Genomic DNA, 25,459 nt, shown 5'->3' on the forward strand with positions numbered 1-25,459 from the left:
CGGATCGCCGCCGATCGGGCACGGTGGTGCTCAGCTCGCGAGCTCGGCGGACGCGGCGGGCAGGAGGCACCACACCACCTTCCCGCTGCCGTGCGGCGCGGTCCCCCGCACCGTGGACAGGCGGTCGACGAGGGCGAGCCCCCAGCCGCCGTCGGGACCCGCGGGGCGGCGCACCGGCGGCGCCGGGTTGTCGTCGAAGACCTCGATGCGGACGTCCGCGCCGTCCACGCTCAGCCGCAGGACCGGGTCACCGCCGCCGTGCCGCAGGGCGTTCGTCGCGAGTTCGGTGACGACCAGGAGCGCGTCGTCGACGGCGACGCCACCGGCCCAGGCCAGCAGGGTGACGCGGGTGAACCGGCGGGCGGCGGCCAGGCCGCCTGCCAGGTCGGTCAGCGGGCACTCGGCGGTGAGCGGGGCAGGGATGTTCACGACGTCAAGCGTGGCCGAGGCCGCCGGCCGGCGCGAGAGGCAAACGCCCCGGTGCGCGGCTGGTGCAGGTGCATCAGCCGAGGAGACCCTCCCGGCGGGCCACCGCGACGGCTTCGAGCTTCGACCGCGCCCCGAGCTTCTCCAGCACCCGCTGGACGTGGTTGCGCGTGGTGTTGCGGGACACGCCCAGCCGCCGGCCGATCTCGTCGGTCGTCGCGCCTTCGGCCAGCAGGTCGAGGGTTTCGCGCTCCCGCGCGGTCAGGGCGGCCCCGCCGGCGGGTCCCCGGCCGGTCAGCCGGTCGAAGACACCGGGCAGCAGCTCCTGGTCGAAGACCACGCCACCGGCGGCGACGTCCCGCACGGCGGACTCCAGCACGCCGAGCTGGGAAGACTTGAGCAGCAGGCCGGCACCACCGGCCTTGGCCACCTGCACGGCGACCGCCGGGGTCGCGTCACCGGTCAGCACCAGCACCCGCGCACCGCCCGAACCCAGCTCCGCGACGACGCCGAGGGCGTCGCCGTCCGCGAGCCGCCGGTCCAGCACCACGACGTCGGGGGCGTGCTCGCGCGCGTCGGCGACGGCCTCCGCCCGGGACCGCGACCGGCCGACCACGGTGATCCCGTCGGCGCGCTCGAGAGCCTGCTGCAGCGCCTCGGCCACCATGTCGTGGTCCTCCACGAGCAGGACCCGGACGGGACGGGGCTCATCGGCGCTGCTCACGGTGTTCCTCACTCCGGCGGTGGCTGCGCGCCCATCCTAGGCGCCCGGCCCTCCGGCCGTCGTCCGGACGCGGGTCACCAGGCCGGGGAACTCGGCCGCAGCAGCCCTTCGGGACCGGTGACCGGCAGCCAGTCGACGAGGTCCTCGTGGTGGCCCGCGGTCCGGAACACCGGCGGCCGGAACGCCCCGGCCGCCGGTCCGGCGACGCGCAGCACTTCGAGGAACCGGGCGACCGCGCGCGGCGGCGGCAGGACCTCCGGGCCGCCGAGGTAGGCGAGCAGCTTCGCCGCGCCGCCGCCCGCCGGCTCGACGACCGCCGACCAGCCGTGCACCTCGTCCCAGATCAGCGCCAGGTCGTGGCCCGGCAGGTCCGGGTGCGTGCGGTCGAGGGCCACGTAGCCGGAGGCGGGGACGTCGAGGTCGAGCGAACACGACTCGAAGCCGACGCCGACAGCCTGCGCGACCCGGCCGAGGTAGGCACGCAGCCCCCGGGCGAAGTGGTATTCGATGTCCCGGCCGAAGCCGATGAGTGTGTTCATGTCCGCCTCCCGCACCCGTCGCACGGCGGGAGTACCCGATCGGGCGGACGATCACACTTTCGTGGCTATTCCTCGATTGCCCCGCCCACCGCCCGCAAATGGGCGCGGAAAGTCAAGGCCGGATTCGTTTCCCGGGCGGTCAGGAATTCACCGAAACGCACCTGCCGGCGCAACGGTTCGCCGCCGCGGATACGGTCGGCCTGGCGGCGTTCGGTGTCGCGGATCCCTTCCGCGAGCGTGAAAAGTTCACCCGCGTGGGCGAGCGGGACGAACAGGACGCCGTCGTCGTCGCCCAGCACGAGGTCCGACGGCCCGATCCGCCAGGTGCCGACGATCGCCTCGGCCAGGCCGCCTTCGACGCGCGGGCCCAGGCTCAGCGGCCCGGTGGGCAGGGAGCCGAGGCTGAACACCGGCAGCCCGATGGCCCGGATGTCCGCGGTGTCGCGGTGCAGGCCCCAGATGACCACCCCGGCGAGCCCGGCGGCGCGCGCCTCGAGCACCACGAGGTCGCCGACGCAGCTTTCGTCGAGCCGGCCGCCGTTGTCGACCACGAGCACCCCGCCGTCCGGGGCGTCCTCGAAGGCCTCCAGGAAGACGTCGACGCTGCCGACGTGCCGGGCCGGGACGGCCGGGCCGAACAGGCGGGTGCCGGGCGCGACCGCGCGCGTCCCCGCCGGGGCGCAGCGCACCGGCAGCCCGGCGCGGATGCAGGCGTCGGCGAGGTGGGCGGTGGTCAGCGTCGCGAAGCGCGGCCTGAGTGCTTCATGCTCCATATCCGGAGAATCTAGCCAGCGTCGGCGGTCTCCCCGGTCAGCCACGCCAGGTACTCGGCGCTGCCGCCGACGATCGGGGTGGCGATCACCTCCGGCAGGTCGTAGCCGTGCAGCTGCCGCAGCCGTTCGGTCAGCGCCGCCACCCGGGCGGCGGTCGTCTTGATCTCCACCCGCCACTCCTGGCCGGTCTGCACCGCGCCGTCCCACCGGTAGACGCTGGTGATGGGCCCGACGACCTGGGCGCACGCCCCGAGCCGGGCTTCGACCGCCTGGGCGGCCAGCTCCCGCGCCGCCGCTTCCGAGTCCGTCGTGGACGTCACGATCACGTGTTCTGCCGCCATGCCGCCGAGGTTACCGGCGACCTTTCACCCGGAATTCGAGACAGCGCAACCACCCGGCGGCCAGGATGGGCGGCACCCCGCCGCCGACGTGAGGATCCGAGGATGAGCCGCTTGCCCGCGCTGGCCGTTTCCGCTCTGGTGACCGCCGCGGTCCTGTCCCCCGGCACGGCCCACGCCGCGAGCCCGCCGTTCACCGGGTCGGTGTTCCGGGCGACCCACAACAGCTATTCGGGCAACGTCGACGGGGCCAAGAACTCCCTCGGCTACCAGCTCGACCACGGTGTGCGGTTCCTGGAACTCGACGTGCACGACAACGGTTACGCCACTTCGCACGACTACGCCGTCGGGCACGACTCGCCCGGCAACCTCGTGGACCACAGCGGCGGCAACCCCGCGTCGAACAACCTCCGCGACTGGCTGGCCGTCGTGAACACGTGGTCGGCGCAGCACCCGGCCGCCGCGCCGATCGTCGTCATGCTCGACCTCAAGGACGACCTGACCGACAACCCCTCCTACGCGGCCGGCAACCTGACCGCGCTCAACCAGGAGCTGGAGTCGGTGTTCGGGGGGCGGCTGCTGCGGGCGCAGGACTACCCGGCGCAGCCGGACGTCGACGCGCTGCGCGGGCGTGTGCTGCCGCTGCTGTCCGGTGACGGCGGATCCCGCACCGAGTACAAGCGGGACGTCGGCTACCACCCGGCGGTCGCGCTCAACGGGCGCGGCCAGGTCGTCGAAGTGCACGACTCCGGAGCCGGCGCCCTCTGGTACTGGACGGGCACCTACGGCGCCGACGGGCGCGTCACCTGGCTGCGGCACGGCAAGTACGACAGCGGGCAGACGCCGGCGGTGGCCCTCAACGACAACGGCGACCTCGTCGAGGTGCACCAGTCGCAGAGCGCGGCCACGCTCTGGTACCACGTCGGCAAGCTCGGCGCGGACGGCGAGATCACCTGGCAGGCGTCCCACCAGTACGACAACGGCGTGCTGCCGACGGTCGCCTTCACCGACGCGACGCACCTGCGGGAAATCCACCAGAGCCAGAGCAGCAGCCAGAACTGGGACTGGGCCGGCGTGCTGGCGGGCACCACGGTGTCGTGGTCGGGCAACGGGAAGACGTCGGACGCGCGGTTCGCCAAGGCGACCGCCACCAGCGCCGGGCGGACGGTGTCGGTGTGGACCGGCGCGGACGGCCCGACCTCGGCGCAGACGCTGCGCGCCGACACCGACCGGGTCGCCGGCGACCGGATCCGCTACCGGCAGGTCGCCTTCGACGAGTTCCAGAAGGGCGACAGCGCCGAACTCCAGCAGGGAGCGCTGTTCTACGGCGCCCCGGCGACGGAGTCGGCGTTCATCACCTCGGCCCGGCAGGCGGGCAAGCTGGTCCGCGGCTGGGACTTCGACTCCGCGAGCCAGGCCACCACTCCCCTGGCGAACTACCCGGCGACCAACCACCCGTACGACAGCTGGTACCAGACGCTGCTGACGGGCAGCGGCGCCGTCGAGTAGGCCACCGTCAGCGCTTCGCCAGGGACCGGTAAGCGGCCCTGGCGAAGCTCGGCGGCATGAAGAACCGCACCGTCCTGATCTCCGGCGCGAGCATCGCCGGCCCCGCTCTGGCCTGCCTGCTGACCCGCTACGGCTGCACGGTCACAGTCGTCGAACGTGCCCCGGCGCTGCGGCCCGGCGGCCAGGCCGTCGACTTCAAGGGCGCCACCCACCGGACCGTCCTGGCGCGCATGGGCCTCCTCGACGAGGTCCTGCGCCGCCGGACCGGCGGCCGGGACCAGACGATCGTCGACGCCGACGGCGAGCCGCGGGCCGTGATTCCCGGCGAATTCACCGGCGGCGACATCGAAATCCGCCGCGGCGAGCTGTCGGAAATCCTTTACACGCACTCGGACTGCGAATACCTCTTCGGCGACACCATCACCTCGCTGACCGAGACCGCGGACGGCGTCGACGTCACCTTCGCCCACGCGCGGCCGCGCCGGTTCGACCTGGTCGTCGGCGCCGACGGCATCCACTCGAACGTCCGGCGGCTGGCCTTCGGCCCGGAACGCGACTACGTCCGGTACCTCGGCTACCACTACGCGCTGGCCGAGCTCGGCGAGGAACTCGGCGGCGGCGACGCGGTCATGTACAACGAGCCGGGCCGGATGGCCGCGGTCGGCGGGCCGAAGGCGTCGGCGTTCTTCGTGTTCGCCTCACCCGAGCTCGACTACGACCGCACCGACACCGAAAAGCAGCGGCAGCTGCTGATGGACGCCTACCAGGGCGCCGGCTGGCGGGTGCCGGAGCTGATGGCCAGGATCCCGCAGGCTCGGGAGTTCCACCTGGACTCGCTCAGCCGCGTCACGATCGACCGCTACGCCCGCGGCCGGGTCGTCCTGCTCGGCGACGCGGCCTACGGCAACACCCTCGGCGGCTTCGGCACCGGCCTGGCCGTCGTGGGCGCGTACGTGCTGGCGGGCGAGCTCCACGCGGCCGGTGGCGACCACCGGATCGCGTTCGCCCGCTACGAGGAGCTGTTCCGCGGCTACGCGAAGGTCTCGCAGCGCGGCAGCGCGGGGCCGTTCCTCGCGCCGCCGTCGCCGCTGCGGATCAAACTGCGGGACTGGACGTTCAAGTCCCGCTTCCTGCTCGGCCTGATGCTCAAGGCGACCGGCAAGTTCGCCACGGACATCGAGCTGCCGGACTACGCCTCGGGGTCGTAGGCCAGGTTCGGCCGCAGCCACTGCTCGACCTCGGCGATCTCGACGCCCTTGCGGCGCGCGTAGTCCTCGACCTGGTCGCGGCCGAGCCGGCCGACGGTGAAGTAGCGGGCGTCGGGGTGGGCGAAGATCAGGCCGGACACGCTCGCCGCCGGTGTCATCGCGTACGACTCGGTCAGGTCCATGCCGAGCTCGCCGGCTTCCAGGAGCTCGAACAGCTCGCGCTTCTGGCTGTGGTCGGGGCTGGCCGGGTAGCCCAGCGCCGGGCGGATGCCGCGGAACCGCTCCGCGTGCAGGTCCGCCAGTTCCGGCTCGGCGTCCGGCTCGAACCAGTCGCGGCGGGCGCGCAGGTGGATGTGCTCGGCGAACGCCTCGGCGAGCCGGTCGGCCAGCGCCTTGACCATGATCGCCCGGTAGTCGTCCTGCTCGGCCTCGTACTTCGCCGCCAGCGTCTCGGCGCCGTGGATCGCGACCGCGAACCCGCCGAGGTGGTCGCCCTCGGGAGCGATGTAGTCGGCGAGACAGCGGTTCGCGCGGTCCTCCGGCTTCGAGGTCTGCTGACGCAGCATCGGGAACCGGACGTGCGAGAACTCGCCGTCGAGCAGGATGTCGTCGCCCTCGTTGTGCGCGGGCCAGAACGCGTACGCGCCCTTCGCGGTGAAGCTGCCCTCGGCGATGATCTCGTCGAGCAGCTTGTTGGCGTCGTCGAAGAGCTCCCGGGCGACCGGCTGCTCGAGGATCGCCGGGTACTTGCCCTTGAGCTGCCAGGCCAGGAACAGGAACTGCCAGTCGATCATCTCGCGCAGTTCGGCGATGGCCGGTTCGACGACCCGGGCGCCGGTGAACAGCGGGACCGGCAGGTCGGCGAACACCACGCGCTCGCGGTTGGCCCGCGCCTGCCCGAGGGTGAGCATCGGACGGCGCTGCTTGCTCGCGTGCTGCTCGCGCAGCACCTCCTGATCGGCCCGGTTCTTCTCGGCGAGCGCGATCGAGCGGTCCGGGTCGAGCAGGTCGGACACGACGCCGACGACGCGCGAGGCGTCGAGCACGTGCACCGTCGCGTTGTCGTAAGCCGGGGCGATCTTGACCGCGGTGTGCTGGCGGGACGTCGTCGCGCCGCCGATGAGCAGCGGCAGCTTCAGCCCGCGCCGCTGCATTTCGGCGGCGACGGCGACCATTTCGTCCAGCGACGGCGTGATCAGCCCGGACAGGCCGACGGCGTCGGCGCCTTCGGTGACCGCGGTGTCGAGGATCTTGCCCGCCGGCACCATCACGCCGAGGTCGATCACCTCGTAGTTGTTGCAGCCGAGGACGACGCCGACGATGTTCTTGCCGATGTCGTGGACGTCGCCCTTCACCGTGGCGAGCACGATCTTGCCCTGGCCGCCCGCCGAAGCGAGCCGGCCCTCCTGGCGCGCCTTCTCCTTCTCCGCCTCCATGTACGGCTCGAGGTAGGCGACCGACCGCTTCATCACGCGGGCGCTCTTGACCACCTGCGGCAGGAACATCTTGCCGGAGCCGAACAGGTCGCCGACGACCTTCATGCCGTCCATCAGCGGGCCCTCGATGACGTCGAGGGGCCGGGCCATCTGCTGCCGCGCCTCTTCGGTGTCGTCCTCGATGTAGTCGACGATGCCGTGCACGAGCGCGTGCGAGAGCCGCTCGCCGACCGTGCCTTCGCGCCACGAGAGGTCGATGACGCGCTTGGTGCCGCTGCCCTTGACGTTCTCGGCGAAGCTGACCAGCCGGTCGGTGGCGTCTTCGCGGCGGTCGAAGAGCACGTCCTCGACCAGCTCGAGCAGCTCCTTCGGGATGTCCTCGTAGACCGCGAGCTGGCCGGCGTTGACGATGCCCATGTCCAGGCCGGCCTTGACCGCGTGGAACAGGAACGCCGAGTGCATCGCCTCGCGCACCACGTCGTTGCCGCGGAAGGAGAACGACAGGTTCGAGATGCCGCCGCTGGTCCGCGCGCCGGGGCAGCGCTCCTTGATCCGGGGCAGCGCCTCGATGAACGCCTTCGCGTAGCCGTTGTGCTCGGAAATGCCGGTGGCGACGGCGAGGACGTTCGGGTCGAAGATGATGTCCTCGCCCGCGAAGCCCGCCTTCTGCGTGAGCAGGTCGTACGCGCGGCCGCAGATCTCGACCTTGCGGTCGGCGGTGTCGGCCTGCCCGCGCTCGTCGAAGGCCATCACGACGACGCCGGCACCGTAGTTGCGGATGGTGCGCGCCTGGGCGAGGAAGGGCTCCTCGCCCTCCTTGAGGCTGATCGAGTTGACCACGCCCTTGCCCTGCAGGCAGCGCAGGCCGGCTTCGAGCACGCTCCACTTGGAGCTGTCGACCATCACCGGGATCCGGGCCACCTCGGGCTCGGTCGCGATGAGGTTGAGGAACGTCGTCATCGCCTGCTCGGACTCCAGCAGGTCGGCGTCCATGTTGACGTCGAGCAGGTTGGCGCCGCCGCGGACCTGCTCGAGGGCGACGTCGACCGCGCCCTGGTGGTCGCCGGACTCGATGAGCCGGCGGAACCGCTTGGAGCCGGTGACGTTGGTGCGCTCGCCGATCATCACGAACCCGGTGTCGGCGCCGATGCCGAACGGCTCGAGCCCGCTGAAGCGCATGTGGGTGCGCGGCGCCGGCACCCGGCGCGGGGCCACGCTCTTCGCCTCCGCGGCGATCTTCGCGATGTGCGCCGGGGTGGTGCCGCAGCAGCCGCCGACCAGGTTGACCAGGCCTTCGCGGGCGAAGCCGCCGATCAGCCCGGCCGTCTCCTCCGGCGTCTGGTCGTAGCCGCCGAACGCGTTCGGCAGGCCGGCGTTGGGGTGGCAGGCGACGTAGGCGTCGGCGATCCGCGCGAGCTCCTCGACGTGCGGGCGCATCTCCTCGGCCCCCAGCGAGCAGTTCACGCCCACGACCAGCGGTTTCGCGTGCTCGATGGAGCTCCAGAACGCCTCGACGGTCTGCCCGGACAGCGTCCGGCCGCTCAGGTCGACGATCGTCACCGAGATCCACAGCGGCAGGTGCGGGGCGACCTCACGGGCGGCGGCGATCGCGGCCTTGCAGTTCAGCGTGTCGAAGATCGTCTCGATCAGCAGCAGGTCGACGCCGCCTTCGGCGAGACCGGCGATCTGTTCGGCGTACGCGGCCTTGACCTGCTCGAACGTGACCGCCCGGTACGCCGGGTCTTCAACCTTCGGCGACAGGCTGAGCGTGACGTTCAGCGGCCCGATCGACCCGGCGACGAACCGGCCGCCGGCTTCGTCGGCGGCCTGGCGGGCGATCTGCGCACCGCGGACGTTCATCTCGCGGACGTGGTCCTGCAGGCCGTAGTCGGCCTGGCCGATGCTGGTGGCGGTGAAGGTGTTCGTCGTGGTGATGTCCGCACCCGCGGCCAGGTACTGGCGGTGGACGTCGAGGATGACGTCCGGGCGGGTGAGGTTCAGCAGGTCCGGGTCACCGGTGACGTCGTGGGTGTGCTCGCCGAAGCGGTCGCCGCGGTAGTCGGCCGGGGTCAGCCCGGCGCCCTGCAGCATGGTGCCCCAGGCACCGTCCAGGACCGCCACCCGCTGGTCGAGCAGCTCGCGTAGCTGTGCTTCTGACTCGTGCGGGGTGTTCACCGGCAGCCTCCCTCGATCGGGAGGCGCCCTTGGTTGGTCATTCCCGGCCGAGCGTGGCGGACCCGGTGGTCCGTTGCAGCGCCTCTCGGCCTGTGGTCCACGGTATCGGAACCGGGCCCGCGCACGCCATCCCGCCCCGCCGGGGTGTCCACTGACTGGGACGATGTCCGTCCACAATGGAGTATCCGGGCCACCCTGCACCTCCGTCGACCGACCGCGCCACGACTGCCTCGCCGAGTGTGTCAGCCCGGTATCGAGCACCCCTCAAGGCCACGAAGCGTGATAGTCGAACTCCGGAAAGTCACCGGCACCCCGCTTGAAAACTGAAACACGTTCTAATACGCTCCGCGGGTGGACTACGGAATCGTGCTGTTCACCAGCGACCGGGGCATCACCCCCGCTTCCGCGGCACGCGCCGCCGAAGCCGCGGGGTTCGCGACGTTCTACGTCCCCGAGCACACCCACATCCCCGTCAAACGCGAGTCGCCGCACCCGCGCACCGGGGATGCCTCCCTGCCCGACGACCGCTACAGCCGGACGCTCGACCCGTGGGTCGCGCTGGCGACGGCGGCCGCGGTCACCGAGCGGATCCGGCTCTCCACCGCGGTGGCCCTGCCGGTCGAGAGCGATCCGATCACGCTCGCCAAGACCATCGCCAGCCTCGACCACCTCTCCGGCGGCCGCGTCACGCTCGGTGCCGGCTTCGGCTGGAACGTCGACGAGCTGACCGACCACGGCGTGCCCGGGAACCGGCGCCGCACCGCACTGCGCGAGTACCTCGAGGCGATGCGGGCACTGTGGACGGAGGAAGAAGCCGCCTACGACGGGGAGTTCGTCTCCTTCGGGCCGAGCTGGGCGTGGCCGAAGCCGGTCCAGCCGCACGTCCCCGTGCTGCTCGGCGCCGGCCCGACCGAGAAGACGTTCCGCTGGATCGCGCGGCACGCGGACGGCTGGATCACCACGCCGGCCGACTCGGACCTGGACGGCAACGTGGCGCTGCTCAAGGAGATCTGGCACGCCGAAGGCCGTGAAGGCGCGCCGCGGATCTGCGCGCTCGGCGAGCGGCCGGACCCGGAACGCCTGGCGCACCTGGATTCTCTCGGCGTGACCGAGACGATCTTCGGGCTCCCCGACCGCGCACCGGAGGAAGTCGAAGCGTGGATCGGGCGGCTGGCCGGGAAGCTCACCCTCGCCCCCGCGCACTGAAACCGGCGGGACACGGACGAAATCCGTGCCCCGCCGGCGATCGACCCCCCGGGGTCAGCTCTTGGCCGCGACCTTCTGCCGCGCGCGCAGGTCGAGCTCGATCTGCTCCAGTGAGCGGCCCTTGGTCTCCGGGACCAGCCACTTGGTGAGCCCGAACAGGACCACGTTCACCCCGGCGAACAGGAACATCGAGCCACCGATGCCGAGGGACTTCGGGTCGGAGATGATCGGGAACACCGCGCTCACGATGCCCGTCGCCGCCCAGAGGACCACACTGCTGACGCCCATCCCGGTCGCCCGGTACTTCAGCGGGAAGACCTCGGACATCATCACCCAGACGACCGCGCCCCAGCCGAGCTCGTAGCCGACCAGGTACAGCACCATCATCACCAGCATCAAGATGCCGCGCGTGCCGGTGTCGTGGACGTTCAGCACCACGAGCCCGGCCGCCACCAGCGTGAGCACCATGATGACGTTGCCGATGAGCAGCAGCGGCTTGCGGCCCCAGCGGTCCACCACGAACACCACCCACGCGGTGAACAGGAACTTCGTGACACCCAGCAGCACGCCCGAGAGCAGCGCGGCCTGGGTGGCGAAGCCGAGGCCGATCAGCATCGTCGGGAAGTAGGCGTTGATGGCGTTGACGCCGCTGAACTGCTGGCCGATCGCGAGCAGCAGGGCCACCACGAGCATCGGCCGCACGAACCCGGAGAACAGGTCGCGGATCCGCGGCTTCTCCTCGGTGTCCAGCCGGATGACCTCGTGGATGGTGGCGATCTCCTCGTCGAGGTTCACGGTGCTGCCGTGCGCACTGGCCAGCACCCGCCGGGCCTCGTCCTCCTGGCCGTTCTTGACCAGCCACCGCGGCGTCTCCGGCAGGAACACCAGCCCGACGAGCAGGATCACCGCGGGCACGATCGCGCCGGCGAACATCCACCGCCAGGCCGAGATCGGCCCGAGCCAGTAGCTGACCAGGAACGCGATCAGGATGCCCAGCACGATGAAGATCTGGTTGAGCGCGCCCATCGCGCCCCGCCACTTCGCCGGGGACAGTTCGGACAGGTAGGTCGGGACGGTCGACGACGAAAGCCCGATCCCCAGCCCGATCACCAGGCGCGAGAACACCAGCAGCAGGAACGTCGGCGAGAAGCTCGCCGCGAGCGTGCCGACGATGACGATGGCCGCGGCGACCATGATCGTGCGGCGGCGGCCGAGCGCTTCGTTGGTGCGGCTGGAGAACAGCGCGCCGACGATCGCGCCGACCGACAGGCTGGCGGTGATCACGCCCTTGTCCCAGCTGGTCAGCGCCCACAGTTTCCCGATGAACGGGAGCACCCCGGAGATCACGCCCAGGTCGTAACCGAAGAGGATGCCGCCGAGTGCGCCGAAGAAGTACAGCGTGGTCCGGCCGATGTGCCGTGCTGCCGGTGTACTTGACTGATCAGTTCTTGCCGGATCGGTCATTGCCGGGTCGCCCTCTTTCGTAGGTCCAGTCCAGCCAGCGGCCACCACATTCACACGCCGGAAATACCCGGGCAAGACAGTCGTTGATAACGATTCAGAAACCTGATCGGCGTTCACGTATGTGATTGCGACAAAAGCGGCATGCCTTGGCCTCGAAGCCGTGCGCGATCCGTCGTTGATTCCACTGTGGACGGTATGGCTCACCGAAATCGTCGAACGCTTTACAACGCTCCGAACGCTGGTTTACCTTCGCCCTGGAAGCGCTCCCAGAGTGTGGAGGCCAAGGTGCACAACGTCGTGCCAAGAACGCATTCCCCGTCCCGGTTCCGATCCGCGAGACGCCTCATCGGGTCCGCGCTCGCCGTGCTGCTGCCGGCCGCCTTCGCGGTCACCGCCGGCGCGCAGGACTCCCCGGCGGCCTCGGCCGCGGCCGCCGCGACGACGTGGCGCAACGCGGAGATCGCCGGCGGCGGGTTCGTCCCCGGGATCATCTTCAACCAGACCGAACCCGGGCTGGTCTACGCCCGCACCGACATCGGCGGCGCGTACCGGTGGAACACCGCCACCGGGCGCTGGCTCCCGCTGCTCGACTCGGTCGGCTGGACCGACTGGGGGCACAACGGCGTCGTCAGCCTGGCCACCGACCCGGTCGACCCGAACCGGGTCTACGTCGCCGCCGGGATGTACACCAACAGCTGGGACCCGAACCCCGGCGCGATCCTGCGGTCGGCCGACCGCGGCGCGACCTGGCAGGCGGCCGCGCTGCCGTTCAAGCTCGGCGGCAACATGCCCGGCCGCGGCATGGGCGAGCGGCTGGCGATCGACCCGAACCGCAACAGCGTCCTCTACCTCGGCGCCCCGAGCGGCAACGGGCTCTGGCGCAGCACGGACTCCGGGGTCACCTGGGCGAAGGTCACCGCCTTCCCCAACCCCGGGAACTACGTGGCCGACCCGAACGACACGACCGGCTACCAGAGCGACAACCAGGGCGTCACCTGGGTGACGTTCGACCCGTCGACCGGCACCCGCGGCAGCGCCACGCAGACGATCTACGTCGGCGTCGCGGACAAGCAGAACACCGTCTACCGCAGCACCGACGGCGGCACGACGTGGGCGCGGCTGGCCGGCCAGCCCACCGGGTACCTGGCGCACAAGGGCGTCGTCGACAGCGCCGGCGGCTACCTCTACCTGGCGACCAGCGACACCGGCGGCCCCTACGACGGCGCCAAGGGCGACGTCTGGAAGTACGCGATCAAGACCGGCACCTGGACGCGGATCAGCCCGATCCCCTCCGACAGCTCCGACGACTACTTCGGCTACAGCGGCCTGACGATCGACCGGCAGCACCCGAACACGCTGATGGTGGCGACGCAGGTGTCGTGGTGGCCGGACGTGATCTTCTTCCGCAGCACCGACGGCGGCGCCACCTGGAGCCGGATCTGGGACTTCTCGAGCTACCCCGACCGGTCGCTGCGCTACACCCAGGACATCTCCTCGGTGCCGTGGCTGACCTTCGGCACCCAGCCCGCTCCCCCGGTGCCGTCGCCGAAGCTGGGCTGGATGACGGAATCGGTGGAGATCGACCCGTTCGACTCGAACCACCTGCTCTACGGCACCGGCGCGACCGTCTACGGCACGTCCGACCTCACGAAGTGGGACAGCGGCGGGAAGATCACGATCAAGCCGGTCGTCGGCGGCCTCGAGGAGACCGCGGTGCTCGACCTGATCAGCCCGCCGTCGGGCGCGCCCCTGCTGTCGGGCCTCGGCGACATCGGCGGGTTCCGGCACGACAGCCTCGACGCGGTCCCGGCCACGATGTACACCCAGCCGGTCTTCACCACGACCACCAGCCTGGACTACGCCGAGCTGAGCCCGGCGACGATCGTGCGCGTGGGCACGCTGGATCGCTCCGCGCGGCCCAACGACAACCGGATCGCCTTCTCCACCGACGGCGGGAAGAACTGGTTCCAGGGCGCCGAACCGGGCGGAAACGCCAGCGGCGGCACGGTGGCCGCGGCCGCCGACGGCAGCCGCTTCGTCTGGAGCCCGGACGGCGCGAACGTCAGCTACGCCGCCGGCTTCGGCTCGTCGTGGACGGCGTCCGCCGGCATCCCGGCCGGCGCGGTGGTCGAGGCCGACCGGGCCGACCCGAAGCGGTTCTACGGGTTCGCCGCCGGGAAGTTCTACGTCAGCACCGACGGCGGCGCGACGTTCACCGCGACCGCGGCCACCGGGCTGCCGTCCGGCTCCGCGCACTTCAAGGCGCTGCCGGGGGTGGCCGGGGACATCTGGCTGGCCGGCGGCTCCGGCACGGCGTACGGGCTCTGGCACTCCACCGATTCCGGGGCTTCGTTCACGAAGCTGGCGAACGTCGCCGAAGCCGACAACGTCGGGTTCGGCAAGGCGGCCGCCGGGCGGACGTATCCGGCGTTGTACACGATCGCGAAGATCGGCGGGGTGCGCGGGATCTTCCGGTCGGACGACGCGGGGAGTTCGTGGACGCGGATCAACGACGACCAGCACCAGTACGGGAACATCGGTGCGGCGCTGACCGGGGACCCGCGGGTGTACGGCCGGGTCTACGTGGGCACGAACGGCCGGGGCGTGATCGTGGGCGAGTCCGGTGGCAGCCAGCCGCCGCCCCCGACGTCGACCACGCCGACCACCCCGACGACACCCACCACGCCCACGACACCGACCACGCCGACGACCACCGCCCCGGTGCCCACAGGCTCCTGCACGGCGGCCTACACGGTCACCAACCAGTGGCAGGGCGGGTTCCAGGCTTCGGTGAAGATCGGCAACACCGGCAGCGCCGCGGTGACCGGCTGGTCGGTGACGTGGACGTTCGCCGACGGCCAGCAGGTGACGCAGGCGTGGAACGCGCAGGTCACCCAGAGCGGCGCGGCGGTGACCGCGCTCGACGCGGGCTGGAACCGCACCGTTCCGGCCGGCGGGAGCGCCGAGTTCGGCTTCACCGGGAGTTCGGGGATGGTGAACTCCCGGCCCGGCTCGATCTCGCTCAACGGGCGGGCCTGCACGACGAGCTGAGCCGGTCCGGAATGACTCGTCCAGATCCCCGGTCCTGGACGAGTCATCCGGGGCCGTCGGCTGGGGCCGCGGGCGGGAAGGGGGTTTCAACCCACCCCCAGGCGGTTGAAACCCCCTCCCCGCGCCCCCAGTCCGGGCGCTCGGCCCGAGCAGCCGCAGCCTGCTCGGGCGATCTCCCGGTGACCACCACTCTCCCTGGTGGCGCGGGTAGCCGCCATTCCTGCCCAAAGAGGACTTTTTCGCCCCCACACACCCGCGCTGAGCTGCGGAAACACCACCCGGTGGTGACGAAAATACCCACCGGCACCGGCAAAACTTACCCGGCGGACAGCGAACGCTCAGGCGCTCTCCAGCACGACCTTGCCGATGTGAGTCCCGGACTCCAGGTGCTTGACGGCGTCGGCGATCTCGTCGAAGCCGAACCGGCGGTCGATCACCGGCTTCAGGCCGGCCCGTTCGACGGCCCGGTTCATCGCCTGGAACGTCTCGCGGGAGGCGTTGGTGAGCCCGCGCAGGGTCAGCTGCTTGACCAGCACGAGGATCGGGTCGGCGCCGCCTTCGTGGGTCAGCACGCCGGCGACGCTGACGTGCCCGCCGTACCGCGCGGCGATCATCGACTGGCCGATCGTGCCACCGCCGCCCACGTCGACGACGTGGTCGACGCCGCCGCCGGTCAGCTCGGCCACGGCGGCGCCCCACTCCGGGGTCGTCGCGTGGTTGAGCGTCTCGGCGGCGCCGAGCTCGCGCAGCCGGGCCAGCTTCGCGTCCGAGCTCGACGTCGCGACGACGTGGGCGCCGCCGAGCGCGGCGAACTGCAGCGCGAACGTCGACAGGCCGCCGCTGCCCAGGGTGAGCACGGACTGGCCGGGTGCCAGGCGGCCCTCTTCGACGACGGCCCGCCACGCCGTCACGCCGGCGCTGGGCAGGGTGGCGGCCTCGGCGTAGTCCAGGTGCGCGGGGACGGCGACCAGGGCGTCCTCGGCGAAGACGGCGTACTCGGCGAGCACGCCGTCGAGCGTGCCGCCCAGGTCGTCCGCGGTCTTCTCGGGCGTGCCGGGACCGGCCAGCCAGTCCGGGAAGTACGTCGCGGCGACCCGGTCCCCCGCCGACCACGCGCGCACCCCGTCGCCGACCGCGACGACCTCGCCCGCGCCGTCGGACAGCGGGATCACGTCCGGCTTCACCGGCTTCGGGTAGAAGCCCTTGAAAATCATCAGGTCGCGGGCGTTGAGCGCCCACCCGCGCAACCGGACCAGGACCTCTCCGGGACCGGGCTCGGGCACGTCACGCTCGCCGAGGACGAGCTCGGCGCCGGGACGGGGCAGGGAAAAGAACTTCACAGCGGCTCCAGGGGTGGGGGAACTCCTCAACGAGCCCAGTGTGTCGAAGTCGCGAGCTCCCCGTCGACGATCGCCAGGAGTTCCGGGGTCAATTCGCCGAGCGAACCGGCGAAGTGCCGGACACCGGAGGAGGCCATGAAGTCCCGTTGCCGCGCGTGGGCGGGGCTCGCCGGGAAGCCGACGAACCCGGCGCCGTGCGCGCGGGCGTCCTCGGCCACCCGGCTGACGTCGTCGACGAACACGATCTCGTCAAAGCCGACGCCGAACACGGTCCGGGCGATGTGGTCGACACCCGGGCGGTGCTCGTTGATGCTCACGTACGGCACCTCGGGATCGAGCAGGTCCACGAACTCGCCGAGGTACCGGTCGAAGGTGTGCTCGCGCGTCCGGCCGCCGTAGCAGACCAGCCGCACCGGCAGCTTCGCCAGCGCCGCCAGGCAGTCCCGCGCGCCTTCGGCGACGCGGATCGGGTGCTCGGCCAGGTACTCCTGCCGCGCCGCCCACAGCTGCTTCAGCGTCTCCTCGGCCGGCTGGTCCAGCCCGCAGAGCCGGGTGATCTTCTCCGCGACGACGATGTCGCGCAGGCCGATCACGTCCCGCTCGGCCGCGGCGTCGTACACCCCGCCGTGCTCGGTGACGAACCGGGCGATCATGGCCAGGTAGGTGTCGTCGATGAGCACGCCGTCGCAGTCGAGCGCGACCACGTGCAGCTTCTCGAACTCGGTCATCGCTGCGCGAACACTTCCCGTGCGGCCGCGATGGCGTTGAGCGCGGCCGGGAAGCCGCAGTAGAACGCCAGGTGCAGCACGGTTTCCACGACCTCCTGCTCGGTGCCGCCGACGTTGAGCAGGCCGTGGATGTGCACCTTCAGCTGCGGCAGCGCGGTGCCCAGCGCGATGCACGCGGCGATGGTGACGATCTCGCGGCGGCGCAGGTCCAGGTGCGGCCGGGTGTAGACCTCGCCGAAGGTGAACTCGATGATGTACCTGGCCAGGTCCGGGGCGATGTCGGCCAGCGCCGCGGCGACCTTCTCCCCCGCCTCGCCGTCGACGGCCTTCATCGCGGCCAGGCCGCGCTCGTACCGGTCCTCGATGCCCGCCCACGGCACGGCCGCCTGCTTCGGCGCCGGCTCGTCTTCGGGCAGGCCCTCGAAGGCGGCCTTGAGCGCCGTCAGCGCGTTCAGCGTGGCCGGGAACCCGGCGAACGAGCTGACGTGGATGACGGCTTCGACCAGCTGGCGGCGGGTGCAGCCGACGTTGAGCGCGGCCTTGGCGTGGAACTGCAGCTGCGAGCCCGCGTAGCCGAGCGCGGTGAGCGCGGCGACCGTCACCAGCTGGCGTTCCGGCAGCGGCAGCCCGGGCCGGTGGTAGACGTCGCCGTAGATGAGCCCGACGCACTGCTCGCCGAACTCGGCTTCCCCGATGCTCTCGAACAGGTCCAGCACGGCGGGTCGTTCGACGCCGCCGAGCTGCTGGATGAGTTTCAGGCCCTGGGCGAAGGACGCGGAGCGGTCCTGCTCCTGAACGTCGGACATCGTGCGGTGGTTTCCCTTCGGGGTTCGTGCGGGGATCCGGCTCAGCCGAGGTAGGCCCGGGTGGCCTGGTCGGCCTTGCGCCGTTCGAGGGTGTCGATGCGGCCCTGCGCGATCATCGAGTACTCGATGCCCGCGGTGGCCACGGTGCGCCCCTGCTGGCGCACCGCCGTGGTGGCGCGGAACTTCAGGTTGGTGTCCCGGCCGAGGTCGGACTCGAGGATCAGCGACTCGACCGTGGCCGGCAGCGGGAACAGGAAGTCCTCGAAGGACAGGTCGATCCGCTGCCAGACCCCGGCGTAGGAGACCGGGGCCAGGCCGGGGCGGACGGCGGTCTCGAACTGGGCGATGCAGATCTGCCGCATCGCCTCGATGATCACGATGCCCTGGACGTGCTCGCCGGTGTGGTGGTCGAGGACCAGTTCGTTGTCCCGGTGGATCCGCAGTTCGGCCCGGCAGTGCTCGGGCACGGGGCTGTGCACGCCGGCGAGCAGCACGTTCTCCGGCCGGTCCTTGTGGACGATCGCCGGCCGTTCGGGCGCCTGCCGGAACGCCTGCGGGTCGGCCAGGCACACCGTCCCTTCGGTCTTGTCGCAGGCGGCTTCGAGCAGGTCGCCGTCGGTGCAGTCGATGCCCTGGCCGAGGTGGACGACCCAGTGGCAGCCCGACGCCCGCAGCGCCCCGGAGTCGAGCAGGCCGAGCAGGCCCGACAGGGTGAGCACGCGGTCCCCGCGGGCGAAGCGCGCGAAGCGGTCGGCGACGACCACCACGTCCCGCCGGGTGTGGCCGGCGAGCGCCGGGATCTCCCGGCGCGGGGTCTGCGGGCACGAGACATCGTCGGGCGCCACGTGGGCAGCCTCCGTCCGGATCGGGTCGGGCACTTCGGCCAGGGGCGAAGCCCTGGAGGTCACACATTCTTTCGGAGGTTTCCGGGTGGCGGAGCCCCCGGCTGGGGGCGAAGCCCCCGATGTCACAGTCACGGCCGCGCCGAAGCGTGGGCGTCCAGGAGTGCCTCGGCGAGGTCGCGGGCCGTCGTGGCCGAACGCCAGCGCGGTGCGGACAAGTCGGTGGCCATGAGCTTCAGCATGGCCCGCACCATGTCCGGCTGTTTGCCCACCCCCGCGTCCAGCAGTGGTCCCACCTGTGCGGCGGCCGCGTCGAGATCGTCGAGCCGCAGGTGGGCGCGGCCGGTGTCGATCCGGATCATCGGGTCCATGGCTTCCCAGCGGTTCTCCAGGGACAGCTTCTCGAAGGCCTCGCGGGCGGTCGAGAACTCGCGCAGCGCGGCGGACGCCTGCCCGACCGACAGCAGCGAGTTGCCCGCCATGTAGTGGCGCCGGTCCTTCGTGATGTTGAAGAACCGGTCGTCGCCGCCGGGACCGGGGTCGGGGTCCTCGATGCTGCTCCAGCGCGCGATCGCGTCCAGCACCTGCTGTTCGGCCTGCACCGACGACCAGCCGCGCGCCTCGGCGAGGATCAGCGGCGCGTCCGTGAGCCGGCCGGGGGCGTGGTAGTTGAGCCCGTCGGCGGCGAGCTTCGCGGACTCGATGCCGTTGCCCGCCCAGAACGCGACCCGCGCCTGGGACGTGCGCACCCAGCGCCGGGCGAGGAAGTCGTCGGCGTACTGGGTGTAGAGCCAGGCCGCGGAGTTGAGGTCGCGCGCGAGCCGGTACCGGCCCAGGTCGCCCGCGATCCACGCCATCATCGCGCTGGACTTCGCGCCGATGAGCAGGAGGTCCCGGGTCTGCTTCGGCCGCTGGCGGCCCTTGAGCAGGGCCGAGGTCCGCTCCTCGATCACCGCGAGCTGGCCGAGGATCGATTCGGGGGCGGTCCGGGTGTAGGAGCCGGCGAGGAAGTCGAGGTCCGACCACAGGTCGTCGAGCTGGACGTCGTCGACGTTCGTCGTGGTGAGCAGCATCGCGTCATCGAGGGCGCCTGCCCCGATTTCGTCGTCGAACCGGGCTTCGTCCGGCCGGACCCGGGCGCGCGCGAGGGTGCGCGCCGGCGGCGACTCGGGCTCGGGCGCGACGAGCGCCGGGGGCTCCGCCTCGGCGTGGTACTCGGCGAGGTCCTTGGCCGGCAGCTGCTCGAGGTCACGCAGCCCCAGCAGGCACTTCCAGCCGGTGCCGTAGACCTGCGCCAGCACGCGCAGCGCGGCGATCGTGGGCCGGACACCGCGCTCGGGCCACTGCTCGTACTCCCAGATGCGCGTGCCGCGCATGCCCGCGCGGGGGTCGCCGGTGACCGCGTTGTACTGGTGCGCGGCGACGTCCAGCGAAAGCTCGGACGCCAGCCGCCACGCGGTGCGCGGCGGGATCCCGCACTCGACGATCAGGTTTTCCGCCACCCGGGCCGGAATCGCCTCCTCGGGGAAGCCCAAGGCGGCCAGCCGGTCGCGCAGTTGTGCACGGTACGGCTTACTCCCTGGTTTGGCCTGTCGACTCATCGTTCATCCAACGATTTCCGGAGTACGGGTGCACTCCGACGACAGTACCGCAGCGTGACCGCGGGAGCCCAGGACGTCACGGGGCCGGGACCGCGCGATTCCCGAGAGGTTGAGTACGCAACAAGAGTGAACGCTGAGAGCGCTCCCAACACGGGCGGCCGCGAGACCTCGTTCGTGATCTTGCCGCGGATTCCCGGAAACCACCCCAACGGCGGTGTCAGGGCCCGCGGCCCGGTGGCGCAGCGCGACCACGGACATGGCCTGCGCCCCAACGGATTCGGCCGTTCAGGAGTGTTCAGTGGACACTGAAGCCGGCCCGGTTCCGGAAAACGGACCACCGGATCGGGCCGCGTCCGGGTCGCGCTTTACAAGACCGACACGCGGGGGTTACCTTCACCGCGGCTGGAAGCGCTCCCATGCCAGGTCGCCTCGCCAGAACGCGGCCACCACCCAGGGGCGTCGTGGTGCAGGCCACGGCGCCCCTGTCCGCGTCCCGGGAGGACCCGATGAACAGGTTCGCCGGCGCCCTCGCCGCGCTCTGCCTCGCCGCGGCGGGCACCACCGCGGTCGTCGTGGCCGGGCCGGCCGCCGCCGCGCCCGCGTGCTCGGTCGCCTACCGCGTCAACCAGTGGCAGACCGGGTACACCGCCGACATCGCGGTGACCAACGGCGCCACCGCGCTCTCCTCCTGGACGCTCACCTGGCACTACGCCGGGAACCAGTCGGTGACGTCGGCCTGGAACGCGACCGTCCGGCAGTCCGGCACCGCGGTCACCGCCGAAAGCCTGCCGTACAACAGCTCGCTGCCCGCCGGCGGCACGGTCTCCTTCGGCGTCCAGGGCACCTACAGCGGGACGAACGCCACGCCCACCGACTTCGCGCTGAACGGCGTGTCGTGCGGCGACCCCGCACCCCCGACGACGACCACGCCGACCACCCCCACGACACCCACCACGCCGACGACCCCGACCACGACGACGTCCGGGCCGCCGCCCGCCGGCTGCTCGTCCGCGACGATCTGCGACGACTTCGAGCAGCAGACCGGCAGCACGCCGGGCGGGCGCTGGACCGTGGGCGCGGCGAACTGCACCGGCACCGGCACGGTCGCCGTCGACGGCACGGTCGCGCACTCGGGCAGCCGCTCGGTCAAGGTCACCGGCCAGGGCGGCTACTGCAACCACGCGTTCCTCGGCACCAGCCTCACCGGCCTCGGCTCGGGCCCGCTGTTCGGCCGGTTCTGGGTCCGCCACACGACGGCGCTGCCGACCGGGCACGTCGCCTTCATGGCCATGCACGACACCGCCGACAACGGCCGCGACCTGCGCGCCGGCGGGCAGAACCAGGCCCTGCAGTGGAACCGCGAGTCCGACGACGCGACGCTGCCCGCGCAGAGCCCGGCCGGAGTCGCCCAGAGCGTCCCGCTGCCCACCGGCACCTGGTCCTGTTTCGAGTTCGAGGTCGACGGGGCCGCCGGACAGCTGCGGACGTGGCTGAACTCGGCCCAGGTGCCCGGGCTGGTCGTCGACGGCGTCCCGACCCCCGACATCGACCAGCAGTGGCTGGCCCGGGCCTGGCACCCGGCCCTGACCGACCTGCGGCTCGGCTGGGAGAGCTACGCCGGCGACGCCGACACGCTGTGGTTCGACGACGTCGCCGTCGGCACCTCGCGGATCGGCTGCTGAAACCGCGCGCTGGTCGTGAGTGGTAAGGCGAGTTCTAACTCGCCTTACCACTCACGACGGCCGGGGCAGGACGATCCGGTCGATCTCGGCCAGCTCGTCGTCGGTGAACTCCAGGTTCGCGGTGGCCGCGACGGTGTTCTCGAGCTGCGCGACGCTGCTGGCCCCGATCAGCGCGGAGGTGACGCGGCCGCGGCGCAGCACCCAGGCGATGGCCAGCTGCGCCAGCGTCTGCCCCCGCCGCTTCGCGACGTCGTTCAGCGCGCGGATCGTGCCCAGCGTGTCCTCGGTGAGGCGGTCGCGGGTCAGGAACGGGCTGGCGCCGGCCGCCCGCGAGTCGGCCGGGACGCCGTCGAGGTAGCGGTCGGTCAGCAGGCCCTGGCTCAGCGGCGAGTAGGCGATCGAGCCGACGCCGTGCTCGTCCAGGGTGTCGAGCAGGCCGTCCTCGACCCACCGGTTGAGCATCGAGTAGGACGGCTGGTGGATCAGCAGCGGCGTGCCGAGGTCCTTCAGCGCGGCGAGCGCGGCCGTCGTCTGCTCCGGCGAGTAGTTGGAGATGCCCGCGTACAGCGCCTTGCCCGAGCGGACGGCGGTGTCGAGCGCCCCCATCGTCTCCTCGATCGGGGTCTCCGGGTCCGGGCGGTGGGAGTAGAAGACGTCGAAGTGGTCCAGGCCGGTCCGGGCGAGGCTCTGGTCCAGGCTGGCCAGCAGGTTCTTGCGCGAGCCCCACTCGCCGTACGGGCCGTCCCACATCAGGTAGCCGGCCTTGGACGACACCAGGATCTCGTCGCGGTACGGGCGGAAGTCGGCGGCGAAGTGCCGCCCGAAGTTCGCCTCGGCCGCGCCGGGCGGCGGGCCATAGTTGTTGGCCAGGTCGAAGTGCGTCACCCCGAGGTCGAACGCGCGGCGCAGCACCGCCCGCTGGACGTCGAGGGGCTTGTCGTCCCCGAAGTTGTGCCACAGGCCGAGCGACACGGCGGGCAGCTTCAGCCCGCTGCGCCCGGCCCGCCGGTACGGCATGTCCGCGTACCGGTCTTCGGCCGCGACGAAAGGCGACATGGTTCTCCTTGTCGGGAAGGGACGGCCCGGCCAGTCTAACGACGCGGGCGGAGCGCGCCGGCGAAGGACGCGGCGGGCGGCAGCGCGGGCAGCAGCGTCGCCTGGTATGCGTGGTAGACGTCCGGTTTGCCGGGCCACACCGTCGCGGCGGGCCGGTTCTCCGGGTCGAGTTCGTGGTGCCACGAACCGAGTTCCCGGTCCACGAAGCAGGTTTCGGCGTGCTCGCACCACTCCCGGAACCGGGCGAGGTAGGCCGGGTCGCCGGTTTCCTGGTGCAGCGTCCAGGCGGCGGCGATCGCCTCGGTCACCACCCAGTGCAGCCGGGTGCGCACGACCGGCGTCCCGGCGAAGTCCGTGGTGTAGACGAAGCCCGGCCGCCCGTCGGCGGCCCAGCCGTACCGGACCGCGGTCTCGAACAGCGCGGCCGCGTCCGGCACCAGCCACGCCGGCGCGGCCGCCCCGAGCGCGCGGCCGAGGTGGACGGCCAGCCGTGCCCACTCGAAGAGGTGCCCGATCGTCGCGCCGAACGGGCGGAACCGGTCGGCGGGCTCGGCGCGGTTGAACTCCGGGCGCCCCTGCCAGTCCGCGTCGTAGTGCTCCGGGAGCAGCCAGCCGTGCGCGCGGGCTTCGCCGTGCACCAGATGCTCCACAATGGACAGTGCACGGTCCGTCCACCCGGCGTCGCCGGTGACGTCCGCGGCGGCGAGGAACGCCTCGACGGTGTGCATGTTGGCGTTCGCGCCGCGGTAGTCCTCGAGCCGCGTCCAGCCGCGGTCCCAGACGTCGGCGACGCGGCCGGGGCCCGGCTCCCAGAACCGGCGTCCGACGACCTCGAGCGCCTCGGCCAGCAGCGGCTCCGCGCCTTCGGCACCGGCGGCGGCCGCGCTCGCGGCGGCCAGCACGACGAAGGCGTGCTCGTAGGCCCGCTTCTCGGTCAGGGCCGTCGAGGCGTACCAGCCGCCGTGCTCCGGGTCCCGCAGCAGGCTGGTCAGCGCCTTGACGCCGTGCGCGACCAGCTCGCCGTCGTCCGCTCCCCGCAGCGACGCGAGCGCGAAGACGTGCGTCATCCGGCAGGTGATGTAGGTCTCGACGGGCCGGTCGAGCACCGGTCGCCCGGCGTCGTCGAGCCAGGCGAACCCGCCACCGGGGTGCACCGCGCCGCGGGCGAACCCGAGGAGCCGGGCGGGCTCGGCGCGCACCCAGGCGGGCACCGAAGACGGACTGTCCACTCTCTGCCTTTCGCCACGGCCGGCCCGGTTCGGGCGGCCCTGCGCCAAGGTAGGCCAAGGCGGCCGCCAAGGTCACCTTGGGCTGTTCCGGAAGTGACCGCCACCGCGTATCCTGATCGTGAGAGCGCTCCCAGTCTTCGACGCACGCTACCCACCGAAGGGACAGACGTGACCAGGAGACGAAGTACGATCCTCGCCGCCGTCACCGTGCTGCTGGCGAGCCTGACCGCCGTTCTGCTCAGCACCGGCACCGCCGAGGCGCACGGCGCCATGATGAAACCGGGCAGCCGGACCTTCCTGTGCTGGCAGGACGGGCTCAGCTCGACCGGCGAGATCAAGCCCCAGAACCCCGCCTGCGCGGCCGCGGTCGCCATCAGCAGCGCCAACTCGCTGTACAACTGGTTCGGCGTGCTGCGCTCCGACGGCGCGGGCCGCACGCGCGGGTTCATCCCCGACGGGAAGCTGTGCTCGGGCGGGAACCCGAACTACGCGGGCTTCGACGGTGTCGGCGCGTGGCCGCTGACCCACCTCACCGCCGGTGCCCAGTTCGACTTCTCCTACAACGCGTGGGCCGCCCACCCGGGCTGGTTCTACACCTACGTGACGAAGGACGGCTGGGACCCGAACCAGCCGCTGACCTGGGACTCGCTGGAGGACCAGCCGTTCCTGACGGTGGACCACCCGCCGGTGACCGGCCAGGTGGGCACGGTGGACGGCCAGTACAAGTGGAGCGGCGCGCTGCCGTCGAACAAGTCCGGCCGGCACATCATCTACTCGGTGTGGAAGCGCTCGGACAGCGCCGAGACGTTCTACGGCTGCTCCGACGTCGTGTTCGACGGCGGGCACGGCGAGGTCACCGGCGTGAAGGACCAGGGCGGCGGCCCGACCACCACCCCGACCACCCCGACGACGCCGACCGGCCCCACCACCCCGACCACCCCCACCACGCCGACGACCCCGACCACGCCCACCACGCCCACCACCCCGACGACCCCGCCGGGCTCGTGCATGGCGATGTACGAGATCACCAACACGTGGAGCGGCGGCTACCAGGCCACGGTGACGGTGATGAACCACGGCACCTCGGCGTACTCGCGCTGGCAGGTGGGCTGGACACTGCCCTCGGGCCAGACGATCGCCAGCGTGTGGAACGGCACGCTGAGCCAGTCCGGTTCGGCGGTGACGGTCCGCAACGCCGACTGGAACGGCGGCGTCGCCGCCGACGGCCAGACCACCTTCGGGATGGTGGTCAACACGACGGGGGGCAACGCCGCCCCGTCGCCGACCTGCCAGGGAAGCTGACCGTCCGCAGTGGACACCCGTGAA

General features: G+C 71.8%; 20 protein-coding genes and 1 riboswitch. Of the genes, 6 read left to right on the plus strand and 14 right to left on the minus strand.

Features of this window, described 5'->3' with window-relative positions:
* Window positions 1-30 precede the first annotated feature (30 nt).
* From AB0M93_RS26460 to cutA, 5 genes are all read right to left on the minus strand, one after another.
* Window positions 31-429 (minus strand): ATP-binding protein, encoded by a 399-nt coding sequence (locus tag AB0M93_RS26460; RefSeq protein WP_364277281.1) that lies wholly within the window; start codon window positions 427-429, stop codon window positions 31-33.
* 73 nt (window positions 430-502) lie between these two features.
* Window positions 503-1,150, minus strand: coding sequence for a response regulator transcription factor (locus AB0M93_RS26465; RefSeq protein WP_364277282.1), 648 nt, complete (start codon window positions 1,148-1,150; stop codon window positions 503-505).
* A gap of 74 nt (window positions 1,151-1,224) precedes the next feature.
* The gene (locus AB0M93_RS26470) at window positions 1,225-1,689 is read right to left on the minus strand and encodes a DUF6292 family protein (protein WP_364277284.1); all 465 of its coding nucleotides are present in this window, start codon (window positions 1,687-1,689) and stop codon (window positions 1,225-1,227) included.
* Between the two features lie 65 nt (window positions 1,690-1,754).
* The gene (locus tag AB0M93_RS26475; protein ID WP_364277287.1) at window positions 1,755-2,462 is read right to left on the minus strand and encodes an RraA family protein; all 708 of its coding nucleotides are present in this window, start codon (window positions 2,460-2,462) and stop codon (window positions 1,755-1,757) included.
* 11 nt (window positions 2,463-2,473) lie between these two features.
* Window positions 2,474-2,803: a divalent-cation tolerance protein CutA gene (gene cutA, locus AB0M93_RS26480; RefSeq protein ID WP_364277289.1), complete on the minus strand. Its 330-nt coding sequence runs from the start codon at window positions 2,801-2,803 to the stop codon at window positions 2,474-2,476.
* A gap of 102 nt (window positions 2,804-2,905) precedes the next feature.
* On the opposite strand from cutA, the gene AB0M93_RS26485 reads away from it, so the two are divergent.
* Both AB0M93_RS26485 and AB0M93_RS26490 read left to right on the plus strand, forming a co-directional pair.
* Window positions 2,906-4,309 (plus strand): hypothetical protein, encoded by a 1,404-nt coding sequence (locus AB0M93_RS26485; RefSeq protein ID WP_364277291.1) that lies wholly within the window; start codon window positions 2,906-2,908, stop codon window positions 4,307-4,309.
* A gap of 56 nt (window positions 4,310-4,365) precedes the next feature.
* Window positions 4,366-5,517, plus strand: coding sequence for an FAD-dependent monooxygenase (locus AB0M93_RS26490; RefSeq protein ID WP_364277293.1), 1,152 nt, complete (start codon window positions 4,366-4,368; stop codon window positions 5,515-5,517).
* Here the strand turns inward: AB0M93_RS26490 and metH are convergent.
* Window positions 5,499-9,128, minus strand: coding sequence for a methionine synthase (gene metH, locus AB0M93_RS26495; protein ID WP_364277296.1), 3,630 nt, complete (start codon window positions 9,126-9,128; stop codon window positions 5,499-5,501). The two genes, AB0M93_RS26490 and metH, sit on opposite strands and share 19 nt — an antisense overlap.
* Window positions 9,129-9,142: 14 nt before the next feature.
* Window positions 9,143-9,221, minus strand: a riboswitch (S-adenosyl-L-homocysteine riboswitch).
* 258 nt (window positions 9,222-9,479) lie between these two features.
* Between metH and AB0M93_RS26500 the strand changes: the two genes are divergently transcribed.
* Entirely contained in the window at window positions 9,480-10,334 is an 855-nt protein-coding gene (locus tag AB0M93_RS26500; protein ID WP_364277299.1) for a TIGR03619 family F420-dependent LLM class oxidoreductase, read from the plus strand.
* Window positions 10,335-10,388: 54 nt separating this feature from the next.
* Here AB0M93_RS26500 and AB0M93_RS26505 read toward each other — a convergent pair whose 3' ends face one another.
* A complete protein-coding gene (locus AB0M93_RS26505; RefSeq protein WP_364277302.1) occupies window positions 10,389-11,798 on the minus strand; it encodes a sugar porter family MFS transporter in 1,410 nt (469 codons plus the stop codon).
* Between the two features lie 297 nt (window positions 11,799-12,095).
* Between AB0M93_RS26505 and AB0M93_RS26510 the strand changes: the two genes are divergently transcribed.
* Window positions 12,096-14,849 (plus strand): cellulose binding domain-containing protein, encoded by a 2,754-nt coding sequence (locus AB0M93_RS26510; RefSeq protein ID WP_364277305.1) that lies wholly within the window; start codon window positions 12,096-12,098, stop codon window positions 14,847-14,849.
* 338 nt (window positions 14,850-15,187) lie between these two features.
* Here the strand turns inward: AB0M93_RS26510 and AB0M93_RS26515 are convergent, their stop codons facing one another.
* From AB0M93_RS26515 to AB0M93_RS26535, 5 genes are all read right to left on the minus strand, one after another.
* Window positions 15,188-16,189, minus strand: coding sequence for an NAD(P)-dependent alcohol dehydrogenase (locus tag AB0M93_RS26515; protein ID WP_364277307.1), 1,002 nt, complete (start codon window positions 16,187-16,189; stop codon window positions 15,188-15,190).
* Between the two features lie 26 nt (window positions 16,190-16,215).
* Window positions 16,216-16,917 carry an HAD family hydrolase gene (locus AB0M93_RS26520; RefSeq protein WP_364277310.1) on the minus strand — a complete coding sequence of 234 codons (702 nt, stop codon included), beginning with the start codon at window positions 16,915-16,917 and terminating at the stop codon, window positions 16,216-16,218.
* Window positions 16,914-17,723, minus strand: coding sequence for a carboxymuconolactone decarboxylase family protein (locus tag AB0M93_RS26525; RefSeq protein WP_364277313.1), 810 nt, complete (start codon window positions 17,721-17,723; stop codon window positions 16,914-16,916). Before AB0M93_RS26525 ends, AB0M93_RS26520 begins: the two co-directional genes overlap by 4 nt.
* A gap of 41 nt (window positions 17,724-17,764) precedes the next feature.
* Window positions 17,765-18,568, minus strand: coding sequence for an AfsA-related hotdog domain-containing protein (locus AB0M93_RS26530; RefSeq protein ID WP_364277316.1), 804 nt, complete (start codon window positions 18,566-18,568; stop codon window positions 17,765-17,767).
* Window positions 18,569-18,696: 128 nt separating this feature from the next.
* Window positions 18,697-20,166, minus strand: a complete 1,470-nt coding sequence (locus tag AB0M93_RS26535; RefSeq protein ID WP_364277319.1) for a hypothetical protein — start codon at window positions 20,164-20,166, stop codon at window positions 18,697-18,699.
* Between the two features lie 506 nt (window positions 20,167-20,672).
* Between AB0M93_RS26535 and AB0M93_RS26540 the strand changes: the two genes are divergently transcribed.
* Window positions 20,673-21,848, plus strand: coding sequence for a cellulose-binding domain-containing protein (locus AB0M93_RS26540; RefSeq protein ID WP_364277322.1), 1,176 nt, complete (start codon window positions 20,673-20,675; stop codon window positions 21,846-21,848).
* A 51-nt stretch (window positions 21,849-21,899) separates the two neighbouring features.
* Here the strand turns inward: AB0M93_RS26540 and mgrA are convergent, their stop codons facing one another.
* Together mgrA and AB0M93_RS26550 are read right to left on the minus strand one after the other, a co-directional pair.
* Window positions 21,900-22,904, minus strand: a complete 1,005-nt coding sequence (gene mgrA / locus AB0M93_RS26545) for an L-glyceraldehyde 3-phosphate reductase (protein WP_364277325.1) — start codon at window positions 22,902-22,904, stop codon at window positions 21,900-21,902.
* Window positions 22,905-22,939: 35 nt separating this feature from the next.
* On the minus strand, window positions 22,940-24,133 hold the full coding sequence (locus AB0M93_RS26550) for an AGE family epimerase/isomerase (RefSeq protein WP_364277327.1): 1,194 nt from the start codon (window positions 24,131-24,133) through the stop codon (window positions 22,940-22,942).
* 168 nt (window positions 24,134-24,301) lie between these two features.
* Between AB0M93_RS26550 and AB0M93_RS26555 the strand changes: the two genes are divergently transcribed.
* Entirely contained in the window at window positions 24,302-25,435 is a 1,134-nt protein-coding gene (locus tag AB0M93_RS26555; protein WP_364277330.1) for a lytic polysaccharide monooxygenase, read from the plus strand.
* Window positions 25,436-25,459 lie beyond the last annotated feature (24 nt).

It is taken from the genome of Amycolatopsis sp. NPDC051102 (assembly GCF_040682815.1).
Classification (GTDB): domain Bacteria; phylum Actinomycetota; class Actinomycetes; order Mycobacteriales; family Pseudonocardiaceae; genus Amycolatopsis.

What these genes read in the sequence shown, in the direction of transcription:
- AB0M93_RS26470 (WP_364277284.1), bottom strand. Translation starts at nt 1,689, where the DNA reads ATGAACACACTCATCGGCTTCGGCCGGGACATCGAATACCACTTCGCC.
- AB0M93_RS26475 (WP_364277287.1), bottom strand. Translation starts at nt 2,462, where the DNA reads ATGGAGCATGAAGCACTCAGGCCGCGCTTCGCGACGCTGACCACCGCC.
- cutA (WP_364277289.1), bottom strand. Translation starts at nt 2,803, where the DNA reads ATGGCGGCAGAACACGTGATCGTGACGTCCACGACGGACTCGGAAGCG.
- AB0M93_RS26485 (WP_364277291.1), top strand. Translation starts at nt 2,906, where the DNA reads ATGAGCCGCTTGCCCGCGCTGGCCGTTTCCGCTCTGGTGACCGCCGCG.
- AB0M93_RS26490 (WP_364277293.1), top strand. Translation starts at nt 4,366, where the DNA reads ATGAAGAACCGCACCGTCCTGATCTCCGGCGCGAGCATCGCCGGCCCC.
- AB0M93_RS26505 (WP_364277302.1), bottom strand. Translation starts at nt 11,798, where the DNA reads ATGACCGATCCGGCAAGAACTGATCAGTCAAGTACACCGGCAGCACGG.
- AB0M93_RS26520 (WP_364277310.1), bottom strand. Translation starts at nt 16,917, where the DNA reads ATGACCGAGTTCGAGAAGCTGCACGTGGTCGCGCTCGACTGCGACGGC.
- AB0M93_RS26525 (WP_364277313.1), bottom strand. Translation starts at nt 17,723, where the DNA reads ATGTCCGACGTTCAGGAGCAGGACCGCTCCGCGTCCTTCGCCCAGGGC.
- AB0M93_RS26535 (WP_364277319.1), bottom strand. Translation starts at nt 20,166, where the DNA reads ATGAGTCGACAGGCCAAACCAGGGAGTAAGCCGTACCGTGCACAACTG.
- AB0M93_RS26540 (WP_364277322.1), top strand. Translation starts at nt 20,673, where the DNA reads ATGAACAGGTTCGCCGGCGCCCTCGCCGCGCTCTGCCTCGCCGCGGCG.
- mgrA (WP_364277325.1), bottom strand. Translation starts at nt 22,904, where the DNA reads ATGTCGCCTTTCGTCGCGGCCGAAGACCGGTACGCGGACATGCCGTAC.